At 42.7% G+C, this 15328-nt stretch carries 11 protein-coding genes; 3 read left to right on the top strand and 8 right to left on the bottom strand.

Annotated elements, in window-relative coordinates:
• Positions 1 to 54: 54 nt before the first annotated feature.
• Together ACO1R6_RS09835 and ACO1R6_RS09830 are read right to left on the bottom strand one after the other, a co-directional pair.
• The gene (locus tag ACO1R6_RS09835) at positions 55 to 3099 is read right to left on the bottom strand and encodes a T9SS type A sorting domain-containing protein (protein ID WP_486264322.1); all 3045 of its coding nucleotides are present in this window, start codon (positions 3097 to 3099) and stop codon (positions 55 to 57) included.
• An 815-nt stretch (positions 3100 to 3914) separates the two neighbouring features.
• Positions 3915 to 5435, bottom strand: a complete 1521-nt coding sequence (locus tag ACO1R6_RS09830) for a malate:quinone oxidoreductase (RefSeq protein ID WP_486264321.1) — start codon at positions 5433 to 5435, stop codon at positions 3915 to 3917.
• 262 nt (positions 5436 to 5697) lie between these two features.
• Here ACO1R6_RS09830 and ACO1R6_RS09825 point away from each other — a divergent pair, with 262 nt between their 5' ends.
• On the top strand, positions 5698 to 6471 hold the full coding sequence (locus ACO1R6_RS09825; RefSeq protein ID WP_486264319.1) for an oxygenase MpaB family protein: 774 nt from the start codon (positions 5698 to 5700) through the stop codon (positions 6469 to 6471).
• Positions 6472 to 6538: 67 nt separating this feature from the next.
• On the opposite strand, the gene ACO1R6_RS09820 is transcribed toward ACO1R6_RS09825, so the two are convergent.
• Complete coding sequence (locus ACO1R6_RS09820; protein ID WP_486264317.1) at positions 6539 to 6784, bottom strand: hypothetical protein; 246 nt, start codon at positions 6782 to 6784, stop codon at positions 6539 to 6541.
• A gap of 432 nt (positions 6785 to 7216) precedes the next feature.
• Positions 7217 to 9847 carry an MGH1-like glycoside hydrolase domain-containing protein gene (locus tag ACO1R6_RS09815; RefSeq protein ID WP_486264315.1) on the bottom strand — a complete coding sequence of 877 codons (2631 nt, stop codon included), beginning with the start codon at positions 9845 to 9847 and terminating at the stop codon, positions 7217 to 7219.
• Positions 9848 to 10215: 368 nt separating this feature from the next.
• On the opposite strand from ACO1R6_RS09815, the gene ACO1R6_RS09810 reads away from it, so the two are divergent.
• Positions 10216 to 10938, top strand: a complete 723-nt coding sequence (locus tag ACO1R6_RS09810; protein ID WP_486264313.1) for a proteasome-type protease — start codon at positions 10216 to 10218, stop codon at positions 10936 to 10938.
• Positions 10939 to 11172: 234 nt separating this feature from the next.
• Positions 11173 to 11361, top strand: a complete 189-nt coding sequence (locus ACO1R6_RS09805) for a hypothetical protein (protein WP_486264311.1) — start codon at positions 11173 to 11175, stop codon at positions 11359 to 11361.
• A 112-nt stretch (positions 11362 to 11473) separates the two neighbouring features.
• Here ACO1R6_RS09805 and ACO1R6_RS09800 read toward each other — a convergent pair whose 3' ends face one another.
• The 4 genes from ACO1R6_RS09800 to ACO1R6_RS09785 form a co-directional block, all read right to left on the bottom strand.
• On the bottom strand, positions 11474 to 11896 hold the full coding sequence (locus tag ACO1R6_RS09800) for a nuclease A inhibitor family protein (RefSeq protein ID WP_486264309.1): 423 nt from the start codon (positions 11894 to 11896) through the stop codon (positions 11474 to 11476).
• A 116-nt stretch (positions 11897 to 12012) separates the two neighbouring features.
• Positions 12013 to 12954, bottom strand: coding sequence for a DNA/RNA non-specific endonuclease (locus ACO1R6_RS09795; RefSeq protein WP_486264308.1), 942 nt, complete (start codon positions 12952 to 12954; stop codon positions 12013 to 12015).
• A 375-nt stretch (positions 12955 to 13329) separates the two neighbouring features.
• Positions 13330 to 14403 carry a DUF3500 domain-containing protein gene (locus ACO1R6_RS09790; RefSeq protein ID WP_486264307.1) on the bottom strand — a complete coding sequence of 358 codons (1074 nt, stop codon included), beginning with the start codon at positions 14401 to 14403 and terminating at the stop codon, positions 13330 to 13332.
• A 189-nt stretch (positions 14404 to 14592) separates the two neighbouring features.
• Positions 14593 to 14874: a hypothetical protein gene (locus tag ACO1R6_RS09785; protein WP_486264305.1), complete on the bottom strand. Its 282-nt coding sequence runs from the start codon at positions 14872 to 14874 to the stop codon at positions 14593 to 14595.
• Positions 14875 to 15328 lie beyond the last annotated feature (454 nt).

Below are 15328 nucleotides of genomic sequence, written 5' to 3'. Positions count from 1 at the left end.
TAAAAAAAGCCGTTTGCTCTTGCAAACGGCTTTTTTTATAGTTAGCGAAACTGCTTAATCTATTACCAATCGCAAATTCCGGACATCGTTTTGGGTTTTTAACCGGACCAGATAGATGCCCTTAGCCGTACCCTGGGGTTCCCAAACGGTTTCTACCACCTGTCCTGCTTTGGCCTGACCTTGTTTAAGCTTTTTAACTAAGCTACCTTTTAAGTCATAAACGGCTAAATCATAGTCGGTATCTTGTTGCAGGGCAAATGTTATATTGGCCCTACCGTTTGCCGGGTTGGGGTAAGCCGTTAAAGTATTTGGCTTATCTAATTTAGGTTGAGTTTCAGCCTGAATGTCTCCCTTGCGGGCCGCTAAAGTTGTGCTGGTGCCGCGTACGCCCACCTGCACCGAAGCGGTAGCAGTAGCCCCGGTAGCATCAGTAACCGTTACGGTATACAGGCCGGGTAAAACACGGGGCAAGTCTTCCATGGCACTGCCAGCATTCCACTTGTATTTATACGGTGCAACCCCGCCAATTACGGTTAAGTTAATAGAGCCATCATCGGCACCCCAGCGCGAAGCATCTATGTGGGCAATCTGGAGCGCGAGCGGCTGTCCTTTTACCGAAACATAAACCGAGGTAGTGGCAGTTGCGCCGGTGGCGTCGGTTACCGTAACCGTATAAAGACCGGGTGTTACGCGGGCTAAATCTTCGGAAGCAGGACCGGCATTCCACTTATATTTATAAGGTGCTACCCCACCAATTACCGTTAAGTCGATAGAGCCATCGTCGGCACCACCACGCGAGGCATTATTATGGGCAGTTTGCAAGGCTAAAGGCTCGCCGTTGGCCGATACATAGATAGCCGTATAAGCCGTTGCACCATTCGCATCGGTAACCGTTACGGTATACAAGCCCGCCGTTACCCAAGGCAAATCTTCGGTGCCCACGCCCGCGTTCCATTTAAAAGTATAAGGGCCAACGCCACCAATCACCGATAAATCAATAGAGCCATCCGCAGCCCCGTAGCGCGATACATTTACGTGCGAAGAAGTAAGGGTTAGCGGGCTGCCGGTTACACCTACATTTACAGTAGTGGTAGCTGTACAGCCGGTAGCATCGGTTACCGTAACCGTGTATAAACCAGGGGTAGCCTTGGTAATATCTTCGGTAGCGGTGCCGGAATTCCAACGGTAGGTGTAAGGGGCCGTGCCACCTTGTACGGTTAAATCAATCGAACCCAAGCCATTGGGCCAACGCCAGCCAGCCTGCGCCTGTACTACTTTGGTAGTTAAAGAAAGGCTGCAGCCAAAAGTACGGGTAGTCTCTAATACTTTGGTGGCTTGTACAAAACCATAACCCGTCTGGAAATCAAAGCCGGTATCAAAGCCTGGAGTCAGTGGGTCGTCCATGTCGATTGTGGAGGCACGAAGATTTTCGGCAATTGCCGCCGGGCTCAGGCTGTTTTTGCGAAGCTCCTGCATTAAAGCCGCCACGGCCGCTACGTGCGGTGCGGCAGCCGAAGTACCAAAAAAGTTCGGAAAATTATCCGGATCTGTAGCGTGATCATCGCCAAAGAAAGTGGTATTGCCTCCATCCGGACCTACTACATCGGGTTTCCGGCGAATGTTGTTTTCATTAAAAGGCAACCGGGTACCCGTTGTAGAAATTAAGATGGGAGTGCCTCCGGCCGAGGAAAAACTATTAATAACCGGCCGGGTTAAATTGGTGTTAAATTCGGGTGTGTTAAACCAAGCCGTTGCCCCCACCGAAATAGTGCTTTGGGCATTGTAGTGGCCATAAATGGTAGAACTGCGGGTAACATGCTCCTGCGGAATGCCTTCGCCAAAATCAACCCATTTTATTATATTGGGGTCCGGTCCAGCATACTTGGTTATCATTATTTCGATATTTACTGCGCTGGACACCGATATACCTACTAATTCAATTGGGTCACCACCTAAATTATTGGCCATCGAAGATAAATCGGTTATCAACGTGCCGTTATAAAATACCAGTACGTCTAAATCTGAACGGGAGCCCGTACCACCGCTTACTGAATAAAAAGGTTCGTCCCACTGAAATGGAATAATAAAAGAGCCTCCGGCCGGAATCCGGATGGTTTGGGTTAAGTCGCCGTTGCCAAAGTCATGAGCTACCCCATAATTTACGCCACCAATAACAATTGAACGGCCGGAATTCCGGAACGGCGCCTGGTAAGATTGGCGATTGTGGTTACCAGCCGCACTAAAGTATGTAACGTTTTTCCTTACAACCTCATCTATCGATTGGGCAATAATGCCATCCTGGAACATGGGTTCGACCAGGTAAGAAATATCATCTACAATAATTTGGCAACCTGCCTGGGCCAGCCGCTGTATGCCATTGGCGAAATTTGCCTGCCCCCCTAAAGCCGTATGAAAGGCAATTTTTGCCCCCGGCGCTACGTCGTGCACAATTTCGGCCATGCCGCGCCCTTCGTCAGTGCCTTCGTCAACATCGGCTAATATTTGTACATCAGCCGGAATATCTCCGGAAGCTATTCCTGCCGCCATACTGGCCGAATCGGCACCAAAAGTATCGGAAATAACACCTACTTTGGTTCCCCGGCCGGTAAGGCCAGTTTTTTGCCGGGCTTCATCGGCTTGCAGTGCAGCATCGCCCTGCGAGGTTACGGCACCTACCGCATGCTGCAATTTATAAGCCGGCGCTACTGTATTTAAGGTACTAATTTTTTCCAGTTCGGCAATTCTTTCGACCGGAAAAAAGCCGGATACGATGCGTTTATAGGCCACGCCATTTTTTAACCCCAAACCGCTTAATTGCCGCAGAAGTTCTTGTCCGTCGGGACTAGTGGCTACGGCATCTATGGCTACAAAACCTCGTTCCAGTTGCAGCAAATTTAATTTTTGCGGACCGCTAGTGGCGCGTCGGGCCAAAGTTCTGGCGCTGGAAGTGGTATTTTTTAGTTCTAAAAGATCTGCCGATATTTTAGATTTTGGCTCGTTGTAGTGTTTGGGAGACTGGGCGTAGCCAATATTTACCTGAATTGAGAATAATCCTAAGCAAAATACAAAGCCTGCTCCTCGCAGTAAATTGTGTTTCATGATGTAGTTGTTTTTTGTTCAGTTTATATTTAAATAGTACTTTACAGTTATAATAATTAAAATATACATACCTGTACCGGGTAATTTGCCCCATTTTAATCCGGTCTATAGAACTTACTCTAATCAAAGAATAAGTAAAAGCAAAAAAGAACTTAAGAAATGAAGACGAAAATAAGTGGCTTAACAGATTAAAATGGCCGGACTTTGTTTTTCGCTGGTATTTAGCATACTTAATAAATCTTAAAAGGTTATTAAATAAAATTCAATAAAAAATGCAAAAATTTATATAAACTAATATTTAATGTAATAATGGAGCTATCCTTTTTATTTATAGTAATAAGCTGGTAAATAATAATATTGAAATATGTTAATTAAACCTTCAAAAATTTACGTAGCTTATAATCCGGTAGTATTTTGTCCTAATAATGGTTAGCGTTTTAGTCTTAAATCTAGGTAAAATAATGTAAGACTGTAATTGGGGTAATATAGTTATTTAAATTATGTTTTAACCTCTACTCATTTAATTTACATTATTTTAATGGGGCAAAAGTTTCTATTCTCTAATCCTATATACCAGAAAAGCACATACAATAAATTTTTTGGAATTAACCTTAAAGTGTCCTGTTAAACAGCCGGTATAAAATGCGCCAAAACTAATTATTAGATAAACTTTGGTCATATTTTAATTTGGTACCAGCTAGAAAAGTTATGTAACTAGTTGTAATGTCTATATATAAATCAGGCTAATAAAAAAGGCAGTTACAGTAATAAAACTACTGCAACTGCCCGTTAAAAAGGAGATAAATTTAATTTAGTTATCTATCTACCGGATGCGCTACTTCCAGGCCCAACACTTCACTCGTCCAGGAACGAAGTTCGGCCAGTAATTCCGGATTTTGGGCTAAGGATTGCCCGTACGATGGAATCATTTGTTTTAACTTGTTTTGCCAATCCGGGGTATTTACTTTGTCTTTAAAGCACCGGTGCAGCAAGTTTACCATAATCGAAACGGCCGTAGAAGCACCCGGCGAAGCCCCCAGCAAAGCGGCAATGGAACCATCGGCAGAATTGACCACTTCGGTACCAAACTCCAGAATACCACCTTTCTCGGGATCTTTTTTAATAACCTGCACGCGCTGGCCGGCTACTTCTAATTTCCAGTCCTGGAGCCGGGCCTGCGGCACAAAAGCCCGCAAAGCTTCTAGCCGGTCGGCTGGCGTTTGGCGAACTTCGTTAATTAAATACCGGGTTAGCGGTATGTTGCGCACGCCCGCCATAATCATGGGCCGCAGGTTATTTACTTTAATCGACAGGGGCAAATCAAAGAAAGAACCGCTTTTCAGGAATTTAGTGGAGAACCCAGCGTAAGGACCAAATAAAAGCGCCTTTTGCCCATTGATAATCCGGGTATCGAGGTGCGGCACCGACATGGGTGGCGAACCCACAGCAGCTTTACCGTAAACTTTGGCTTGGTGCTTTTCGATAAGTTCCGGATTGGTGCAAACCAACCATTGTCCGCTTACCGGGAAACCACCAAAACCTTTTCCTTCCGGAATATCTGATTTTAATAATAAAGGCAAAGAACCACCGCCGGCCCCAATAAATACAAATCTTGCTCTTACCCGGCGCTTGGCACCAGTAGCCAATTCTTTAACTTTAATATTCCAGCGACCATCAGCTTCCTGTTTCAGCTTTTTTACCTCCTGGCCAAAATGCAAGTTAACGCCCGAACTTGCTTTTAAAGAATTAAACATACAACGGGTTAAAGAACCAAAATTTACATCGGTTCCTATTTCCATGCGCGTAGCAGCTACGGGTTCGGTATTATCCCGGCCTTCCATGATCAAAGGTATCCATTCTGCCAAAATCTCCTGATCTTCGGTATATTGCATACCCTTAAATAGCTGGCATTTGGTTAAAGCCTGGTGCCGCTTGCGCAAATATTCTACGTTTTTAGCTCCCCACACAAAGCTCATGTGCGGAATACTCCGGATAAAAGATTCCGGTAATTTTAGTTTGCCGTTCTGAATTAAATGGGCCCAAAACTGCCGCGATTCTTCAAATGATTCGGCAATTTTAACGGCTTTTTTGGTTTCTATAGAGCCATCGGGCAGCTCAGGGGTATAGTTTAATTCGCAAAACGCCGAATGGCCGGTACCGGCATTATTCCAGGCATCGGAACTTTCGGCGGCGGCAACATCCAATCGCTCAAATATTTCAATGGTTAAGTCCGGTTGCAGCTCTTTTAGCATTACACCCAGGGTGGCGCTCATAATGCCGGCTCCAATTAAAATTACATCCGGGTTTTCGTTAAATGTATTATCACTTGTAATCATGTTTACTATTTGCTTATACAAATTAAAGTAATCTTAAACATACTTTCTACTAATAAAACGCAACATTAACTAAATATCTTTTGATAAATGTTAGTTTTAATTAGAAACTTCTAAAAAATAAATCAACTATTTAGTAACCCTTTCTACAACGGAATTTAATCCGGCAGGATTACAATAGTTAAACTTGTTTTTAACAAAAAGGATTTAATTATATTTATAAGATTGCCGGTAATTTTTTGATTACCGGTTTTGTTTTAAGCTTATGCAGGATTTTGTAAACAAAACATCGGTGGTGCGGGAAATTTGGGGCAAAGCCGATACCATCCTTTTTATATTTGCCGGGGCCTCGGCCGAATTTGCGCTTAATAAAGCGGTAGACTGGTTGTACTTTACTGGCCGCTTACCCGCCGATCCGTTAGGCAGGCTTTTTTCTACGGTTACGTACGCCCAGCAAATTGTTTTTTCGTCGGAGGCGGGTGCCCACCGGGCCATAGATAACATGCGCGCCATACATGCGGGCGTAGAAGCTAACCGCGGCACGCAAATACCAGATTGGGCTTACCGCGATGTGTTGTACCTGTTAATTTATTACTCGATTGGGGCGTACGAGTTGCTGGAAAGAAAATTAAGCCCCCTCGAAAAAGAAGAAGTATACCAGGTATTTTACCGGGTAGGTCACCGTATGGGTATTCCGGACTTGCCGTTTAGCTACGAAGCCTGGTTACCGCAACGGCAAGCCCATTTACAAAACGATTTGCAACTAAGTAAATATTCTTTGGATTTATATGCACAATACCACCGGCATTTGGGGAACTTCCGGTATTTTATATTAAAACAAGCCCAGATATTAATAGTACCGGAAATAGTACACCATTACCTCAAACTAGGGAAATATAGCAGCTTAAGCCTGGTATTGCCTTTGTATAAACTTACCCGCCAAATAAATTTAGACAAATTTTTAAAGGCTATTTTATTACCAGCAGATTACCAGGCCGAAATAAAGGCGTTGGATAAAGCTACTTATGCCCCTAACTAATGGCAATATTGGGCAGCAGCAGTTCTTCAACCAATAAGTTTAGGAGCGCCGGTAAAAGACCGGAATATTATTTATCTAATTGGAAGAGTTTATCCAGTAAGCTTACAACTACCTCGCTGCAAGTATAAGGCAAGATAAGGAAAGACATAAGTTGTGATAAGTCGTCTTTATCGGTGTGGTAAACGTTAGCTAACAGAAATCCTGCAAAATATCCTAAACTCCAGTAAATGCCTAACCCTTGCGAAATATGCCCCAAGGCAGTAGAAATGGCAATACAAACAATAACTAATTTAATATTATGCAGAAAAAACATGAAAACAAACTAAGAAACCAACAGCTATTTTTACATCTTAATTGATTAACCTGGTTTAACAGATGAGTTTGCTTAAAAAACTTTATTTAAAGCGTAAACTCACCAAAACTAAACCCTGAACAAATCTACAACATAAAAATTAAAATTTACTAGCAATTGGTTAACATTTTATAACTTTTCTTTTAAAATCTCGTAAAAGGCAAATTCTCTTAAACACAAGAAATATTAGCCTAAGATTCTGCTGCAGATTAAAGCTTAAATTTCCTTCTTTATCCTATCCGCTGGCATACATCAGAAATATTTTTTTGTCCAGAATAGGGGAATATTTTAAACCTCTCTCCTACTATTTTCTACTATCATTCAAATTATTTACCGTAAGTAATTCTAACTTTGATTTTGCGGGTATTTAGCTGCTAAATCTTTTATTTTCTATTAATTCTGCTGCGGGGTATCATCTTCCATTTCCAGCAGCAAGTTGGCTACCAGCGCAGTCCAGCCGGTTTGGTGCGAAGCTCCCAAACCCTGACCCGTATCGCCGTTAAAAAATTCGTAAAATAAATGATAATCCCGGAAGTTTTCGTCTTCGGCTAAGAGCGGATGATTGGCTTGGTACACAAACTTACCGGATTCATCCTTATCAAATATTTTTAATAACCGTTTGGTTAGTTCCTGGGCAATTTGTTTAAGGTTTAACTTATTACCCGAGCCTGTCGGGAATTCATAAATGTAGGTATCGCCGTAATATTTGTAATATTTGCGCAAGGCCTGGATAATAAGGTAATTCATCGGCAACCAGATGGGGCCCCGCCAATTAGAATTACCCCCAAACATAGAACTGGAACTTTCGCCGGCCTCGTACTGAATAATGTGCTGGTGCCCCTGGTAAGAAAACACGTACGGATTATCCTGGTGAAATTTAGATAGAGACCGGATTCCGTAATCCGATAAAAATTCTGCTTCGTCGAGGAGGCGCTTTAACACGTGCTCTAGTCGGAAACCCCGCATAATCGAAAACAAGTGAAAGCCTTTTTCATTTTTATGTTCGATGTGCGAGATAAGCTGGGCCAAATCGGGCCGGGTACGGATAATACCTACCGCCCGGCGCTTAAATTCCTGCATTTGATCGAATACCTTGCTGTTAATTATTTCTACAGCCAACAACGGAATAATGCCTACCAACGACCGGATGCGCAAACGCTGGCTCTGGCCATTATCTAGTTGCACCGCATCGTAGTAAAAATTGTCTTCATCGTCCCAGAGCGATATATTTTTCTCGCCAATGTTATCCATGGCCCAGGCAATACTAAGAAAGTGCCGGAAAAATTTAGCTGCCGACTCTTCGTAGGCCGGGTTACGTTTGGCCAATTCAAGCGAAATCCGGAGCATGTTTAAAGCGAACATAGCCATCCAACTGGTTGCATCGGCTTGTTGCAAATTTTTAATACCGGGCGGCATTTGGTTACGGTCGAACACCCCGATATTATCGAGGCCCAGGAAACCACCTGCAAATAAATCGATGCCGTTTACGTCTTTCTGGTTTACCCACCAGGTAAAATTCATGAGTAATTTCTGGAAAGCTCTTTCGAGAAAATCCAAATCAGCGGTGCCCGTTTTTTGCAAATCGGTGGCGTACACCTGCCATACGCCCCAGGCATGTACCGGCGGGTTTACATCACTAAAATTCCACTCGTAAGCCGGAATCTGGCCGTTGGGATGCATGTAATATTCGCGCAGCATTAACAATAATTGCTGTTTTGCAAAATTAGGATCTACGTGAGCAAAGGTGGTGGTATGGAAGGCTAAATCCCAGGCGGCGTACCACGGGTATTCCCATTTATCGGGCATGGAAATAACATTGCGGTTGGTTAAGTGTTGCCAGCCGGCATTGCGCTTAAAGGTTCTGTAGGGCGTTTTTTCTTTTAAACCACCATTAATCCAGCGATGCACATCTAAATAATAAAATTGCTTTGTCCAGAGTAAGCCGCCCAAAGAACTCCGCACCAATTTTTTCTGTACCGAAGTAAGTTTTTCCGGAATTACAAATTCTTTATAGTAATGAAAATTTTCGGCTTGGCGTTTTACAAATAAATCATCAAAATCGGCCCAGGGATCGTCTATGCGGTTGCGTTTTAGCCGCACCCGGAATACTTTGCATTTGCCCGCCGGAACTTCGGCTTTAAACCAAACAGCGGCTTTGGTTCCTTGCATTTCGGGGTTTACGGTAGCCTGCTGGTTTACAACATGGTTGTTAATGCCGTCTTTTACGTACGGCACTTCGTTTTCGGCCCGGTAAATGCGTTGGTTATTTGTTTCGTTTTCGCAGAAAAGCTGCTCGCCGTACTCGTGGTATAAATAAAAAATACCTATGCGTTGCGAGGCCGTTTGCAGGCAATTAGGCGAGTGCGCTTTTATATTGGGCCGGTTGTACTGCGGGTTGTGTTTCCAGTAATTCCGGAACCACAAATGCGGCAACACGTGAATGGTAGAGGCTTCCGGTCCGCGGTTATAAACGGTAACCTTCATCAGAATATCGTTTATATCGGCTTTGGCGTATTCAATAAAAATATCAAAATACTTTTTCTGGTCAAATACGCCCGTATCTAAAATTTCGTATTCGGGTTCGTGCCGGCTACGTTGGTTTTGTTGTATTAAATCGTTGTATGGGAACTCGGCCTGCGGATATTTATAGAGATATTTGCAGTAAGAATGCGTAGGCGAAGAATCCAGGTGATAATAGAGTTCTTTTACGTCTTCGCCGTGGTTGCCCTGGTTGTTGGTTAAGCCAAAAAGCCGCTCTTTGAGCATATAGTCCTGTCCATTCCAGAAAGCCGGCGCTAAACACAAAATCTGCTTCTCGTCGCAAAAGCCGGCTATTCCTTCTTCGCCCCAACGGTATGCATTGCTACGGGCCATGTCGTGGGTAATAAAGTTCCAGGCATCACCACTGGGGCTGTAATCTTCGCGCACAGTACCCCATTGCCGTTCCGACAAATAAGGCCCCCACAGTTTCCAGTTACGGTTATTCGGCGATTGCTCTAAACGTTCAAACTCTTTAATTCCCATGTTAAACAAACTCTTGGCAGTATAATATTAAACAATTCAGGGGTCAGGGTATAATTTTCAAAAGTACTAAAACTTTAAGCTTTCCTTTATAAAACCTTAAGTTTTCGTACTTATTTAAAACCCCAGCCCCAATTATGTCAGGCTGTTAAAACATTAAATATCATTTAAAATGGCCAACAGCGCAGTTTATCGTAATTAAAGCACCTTAATTTTCAGCTTAATATATTAAGGCAAAGCGTAGAGTTAAGTTATAGCAGAATGAAAGAATCAGGAAGGAAATTCATTTAAAGGATTTTACTTTAGTTTTAAAATTTTTCTATTTACCGCCTAACCGGTATTTTCGGCCTTATTATTCAATATTAACCTTCATGACATATTGTTTAGGCATTAAAGTAAAAGAAGGCCTGGTGGCCATTGCCGATACCCGCATTACCGCCGGTACCAGTACTACCGTTAAAAAGAAAACGTACATAACCCAAAAAGACAATTATTCGCTTTTTATCATGACCAGTGGTTTACGGTCGGTACGCGATAAAGCCGTGCATTATTTTCAGGAGTTAATAGAAACCGGCGTAGTATATAATAAATTGTACAAGGCAGTAAATGCCTTTGGCGAACAAATAAAAAGAGTGGCCGAAGAAGATAAAGCGGCGCTGGAGAATGCCGGTTTCCGGTTTAACCTCAATACCATTGTGGGCGGGCAGCTAAAAGACGACGAGGAGCACAAAATGTTTTTGCTTTATTCCGAAGGCAACTGGGTAGAACTGGACGAGGGTTCGCCGTACGAAATAATTGGTAATTCCGGGCAAGGCAAAGCTATTTTAAACCGCACCTTAACCGATACTTCTACCATGAAGCAAGCCTTAAAAGCTGGTTTTCTGTCGTTCGATTCTACGCGGGTAAGTAATAACGACGTAGAATTTCCAATAGATGTAATTTTGTACAAGAAAAATAGTTTCCGGATGATTGAACACCGCTACGAGAAGAAAGACCTGGAAAAAATTGCGGAGCTCTGGGCCGATAAACTAAAACAGGCTTTAGATGATATACCGGAAGAATGGATGGAAGCCGCCTTTGATAAAACTGCCTAAATTTAAATACTTCTGCCTAGTAGAGCCCACAACAAAGTGTTGTTATTAAACTAAATAATGGCGAATATTTTATTACCCGATGCCTTAACGCTTATAAAAACCAATAATATTAATTTGTTTTAACCAGCCAACTGGCAGATATAAATACGTGTATTCTCCTATAAATTACGTATTTAAGCATTAGTAAAATTACATTTGTTTATACAAATTTGTATAATATTTACCCATTACAAAATGCATTTCCAGGTATTAGGCAACCAGGTAGAGTACCTGCAGGCGGCAAAACGGCTGGAGGAAATTGCTGATGCGCCGCCTGATTCGGCCGAAGCCCGGGAATATAAATTATTGCTAAAAGCTTTTATCCGGTTTGAGAAAGATTTGAAAGCGATAAAACAGAAAGCCTCGCAAAAGCATACTATTTAGACAGATCTTGTCGCAAGCTTTAAAAATCTTTTTATATTTTAAACAATAAACCTAAACGCCAAAAGTGTTTTATTTATCTGTTCTGGTAATAAAGGGCACCTTGGCTAGTGACCTAGGTTTCAACCACCATTGTTTTCAAACCGGCCAATTGGTCGCCGTTGAGCTTTCCTAAAATTAAAGCAATAATTTCTACTTGCCCAATGCGGTAAACCTTTATGTGCTGCAAATGCTGTTCTAAGTAAGCCTGCAAATCCCTAAAACGCTTGGCCATAACTTTCATGTCCTCGTCGGCTTCGGGTTGTTCGGCGGTCATGTTCCGGAAAAAATAAGGCAAATCTTGTATCTGTATGGGGTCCGAAGTTGGTTTTGCGGCCAGGTTGTAAAGCTCCGGGTGGGTAATTTCGGTTGGATTGGCCACTGTAACCTGTATGGGTTCTAATGGGTAATCGCTCTCACTTAAAAAATATAAGCCTTCGGTCAATTCTTTTAACCGGCTTAAAAATACATCTATGGACAAGGTTTCGACCGAATTCATGCTGTAGGGAATCTGGATAAAATAATATATTGCTTAACTTAAACTTTATTTGCCTGGTAGCATCGCCGCAAGATTTACGCTTGCGAAACAAATGCTTTAAAGTCTTTTAATTTAATTTAGCGCAACGCGCCCGCATCGGCTTTGGCTTCAATAACTTCTTGTACGGTATTTGGAAGCTCTGCCAGCAAATCGTAACCAGTGGCTTGTTCAATAGCATCTACGGTGGTTATATATTTCGTCCAGTCCGAGTCTATTGTATTGCTGTTGGGGGTGTCTATGGCTATAATGCGGGTTTCGGAGTTTATGCGGTTTCCATCGTCGGTTCCGTCGGGCAATATTACTACTACTTTCCAGATTTGGCTGGGTACCGTAATTTTTCCGCCCTTAATGGTGGTTTTGCTGCCGCTGCTGCCTTGTCCGCCCGTGCCGTAGCAGCCCATAATTACATAACATTCCTGGCCTTGTTTGTCTACTAAGTACCGGATATATTCTTCCAGGTTGCTCCAGGTTTCGCGGTTGTTGGTGGGGGCCTGCGGAATAATATTGGTCATTAAAAAAGTAGCGGCATTATCGTCCTGGGTGTTGGTGCGGTCGCCGGAAGGACAATTGTGGCCCCGATCGAAGCCGCTGCCCGAGTAATCGCTGGTGCTTACCCGGTACCAGCCACTAGGTAAAGAGGTATCGGAACGGAAATTATCCTGCCGGGGAGCATCGCCTAACCAATCTTTGCTCACGTGCCAGCTTACCCAATTGGGCGTACCCCGGTCGCGGCTGTAAGAAAGGGCGTACTGCGGTTTCTGAATTAAATAATTATTAAAATTACTTTCATCAGCAGTTGCATTACTGGGGTTGCCTAAGAGTAAATGTTCGTAATCCGAAAAAGTTTTGCGCAGGGTTGCACTGGGTTCGTTGCCCGGTAAAGTTTGCTCCCGTTGTTTATTTTGCGTCGTCGTATCTTCAGTAGAAGTAGGTGAAGTCGTGCGCACGCAAGTAGCCAAGGTTAAAAAAAACAAAAGCAACGCTACAAATATTAATACAACCAGCAGGTTTGGTTTCATAGGGTCTGGGGTATAAAACTGATTTGCTTACTTAATATAGGGCCAAAGATAACGCAGATAAAAGACAGGATAGGTGGCCATTGTATATTTTAAATGAGAACATAGCCTTTATTAAAATAGGGAACCGCTACCCTTGCTGCGAGTTATCACCAGAGAGTAGTTTAAGCTTTAGCATGGGTGGCGATAACACCACCCATGGTACCAATGATTATTTAAATATTGATAATTAAATAATTAAGAATATTCATGTATATTATTGCTTAGCCTTATTTAATACGCAAGTCATAAAAGTAGGATTAGTTATTTTGCTGACGGAATACCCGGACCAGGTGTTCGTAATTTCAGCTAATTATTCAATCAATTAGTCAGAGCATTTTATTTTTTGTGCTGATGCTTTTGGTAATGGGTTTGCAGCGCATCTTCGGCAAAATCATTGGTTAAATCTCTTGTTACCGTGTGCACGTGGTTGGCGTTGTTCTGGGAGTTATCGTATTCAATTAATATTACCGGGCTGTGAATGCGGTAATAATGCGCCTTACCCGGGGTTGGTTCGCGGCTCCCCGCCCAGGCAAAATACAGGTGGTCGGTGCCGGCATCTTCTACTTTTTTCCGGAAAGCCTGCGCCAATTCTTTTTTATAATTATTCAGGTATAAATGTAGCAACTGGTTAAAAGCTTTTTGCTGCGCCGCATTCATTTGGTTGTATTTAATGCCAACGGGGTTTTTAAGCATAACGCGGCGCGAATTACTTGTTACAATTTCGTTCGGTGCTATATCGGCTATAATTACTTGCTTTAACTGCTCCGGGGTAAATAATTTAATTAACGCAAATCCCAACTCGGCTTCTTGCTTTAATATTTGTTTTCCTTTAGCGGGGCCATCCGGTACAATAGCCGGGTTTGCTCCCATAAAAGCCGGTGTTTGCGCTGCCACCAAACCTGTTACCGACGAAAAATTTAAAGACAGGTGATGTCCTTCTACGCGCCAGCCCCAGGGCTCCGGCCCCGATGGTTTACCAAACACCGAGAAATAATATTTTTCCGGATCGCGGCGGTCGTTCTCGGGCGGCAGTTTTTCCAACGCTTTTAAGATTACTTCTAACTCTATAATGGCTTGTGCCTTGTTGTAGCCTTGGTCGCTTAGTGTGGTTTTAAGCATAGCCATGGCTAGTTTACGCTGGGCGGGCGTCATGTCTTTCAGTTTTAAACCTTTTCTTTCCATGGGCACATAATGCCAGTTAAACCTTTCCTCGTCGGTAAAAGAAAAAGTAGCCTGGGCTCGCTGCTCCGGCGTTAAAGCGTTTAAGAAACCCTGTACCGCCTGTGCCACTTCTTTGTCTGCCGGCAAAGCAACACCCAACTGCGTTGTTTTAATTTGGTTGTTGCTTTGACTATAACCTACAACCGGGAATATTGCTAAAGCGGTTAACATCTGGATAAATGTTTTCAAGAGGTGGTGTTTTAGGTTAAGTAGAAGGGCCAATTTAATTAACTTTATTAAAACGTATTTACGCCCGACCTTAAATATTTCAGGTTTGTTCTTTCTTAACTTTGCATCAGCCAACCTATTCTCTGCTTTACCAGACCACGGTATTTAATTACCCATTTTTGCCGGCTTTAAAAATTATTAAATCATTACTTAATGCCACAAGGCATGGGTGGTAAGCTCAAAAGAAATTAGTTTTTCCCAGGCTACCCGAATGGCGCGGTTTTTACTTCGGATGGTAATTACCAGAATATCCGGATCGGTAAAATTGAGCAACAAATCAGAATTATTGCCTTCAACGTACAAATTTCCTTCAAATAAAAATTTTATCGGGATGCCAGGGTTGGGCGTATAAATTTGGATGCTGTTTCCGGCATTGGGCGGAAATTTTTGTAGAAAAGGTTTAAGTTTATTTTTCCAGACTTCGCTATGCATAAAACTTGCAGATAGATTTACTTAATTTCTCCTCATACGGAATTTAGGCAATTCGGGGACAAAGCAAATAATACGTCCTGACCAAAAATCTGCTAATCTTAGTACCACTATGTATTTTGGATCAGGATTTAAATAAGGGTAGAAATAAGCAGGCAAAATGTTACCTAAGAATATACTACCCCTCCTAAAACAGGCTACCTGTATAATATAAATGGTAAACGGCTTATTACCTATAAAATAACTACCATTCTCAGGTAGTTTTTCGGAAGGGATCTCTGGGTAGATAGCCATACTGGCAACTAATTGTATGGCTCATTTACCTGTTTTGTTTTTTAATTAGAAGATTCTTCTGGAATTCTTCCAACTCTCTTTTATGAATAGGGCGGCCAGGGCCAGCGCGTTGCCATCGGCCGCGCCATCGTGCGCGAACCGAAGATCTTCCTCTTCGACGAGC

The organism is Adhaeribacter sp. (assembly GCF_057359045.1).
This window is presented reverse-complemented; position numbering and strand designations above follow the sequence as displayed.

What these genes read in the sequence shown, in the direction of transcription:
- ACO1R6_RS09835 (WP_486264322.1), bottom strand. Translation starts at nt 3,099, where the DNA reads ATGAAACACAATTTACTGCGAGGAGCAGGCTTTGTATTTTGCTTAGGA.
- ACO1R6_RS09830 (WP_486264321.1), bottom strand. Translation starts at nt 5,435, where the DNA reads ATGATTACAAGTGATAATACATTTAACGAAAACCCGGATGTAATTTTA.
- ACO1R6_RS09825 (WP_486264319.1), top strand. Translation starts at nt 5,698, where the DNA reads ATGCAGGATTTTGTAAACAAAACATCGGTGGTGCGGGAAATTTGGGGC.
- ACO1R6_RS09820 (WP_486264317.1), bottom strand. Translation starts at nt 6,784, where the DNA reads ATGTTTTTTCTGCATAATATTAAATTAGTTATTGTTTGTATTGCCATT.
- ACO1R6_RS09815 (WP_486264315.1), bottom strand. Translation starts at nt 9,847, where the DNA reads ATGGGAATTAAAGAGTTTGAACGTTTAGAGCAATCGCCGAATAACCGT.
- ACO1R6_RS09810 (WP_486264313.1), top strand. Translation starts at nt 10,216, where the DNA reads ATGACATATTGTTTAGGCATTAAAGTAAAAGAAGGCCTGGTGGCCATT.
- ACO1R6_RS09805 (WP_486264311.1), top strand. Translation starts at nt 11,173, where the DNA reads ATGCATTTCCAGGTATTAGGCAACCAGGTAGAGTACCTGCAGGCGGCA.
- ACO1R6_RS09800 (WP_486264309.1), bottom strand. Translation starts at nt 11,896, where the DNA reads ATGAATTCGGTCGAAACCTTGTCCATAGATGTATTTTTAAGCCGGTTA.
- ACO1R6_RS09795 (WP_486264308.1), bottom strand. Translation starts at nt 12,954, where the DNA reads ATGAAACCAAACCTGCTGGTTGTATTAATATTTGTAGCGTTGCTTTTG.
- ACO1R6_RS09785 (WP_486264305.1), bottom strand. Translation starts at nt 14,874, where the DNA reads ATGCATAGCGAAGTCTGGAAAAATAAACTTAAACCTTTTCTACAAAAA.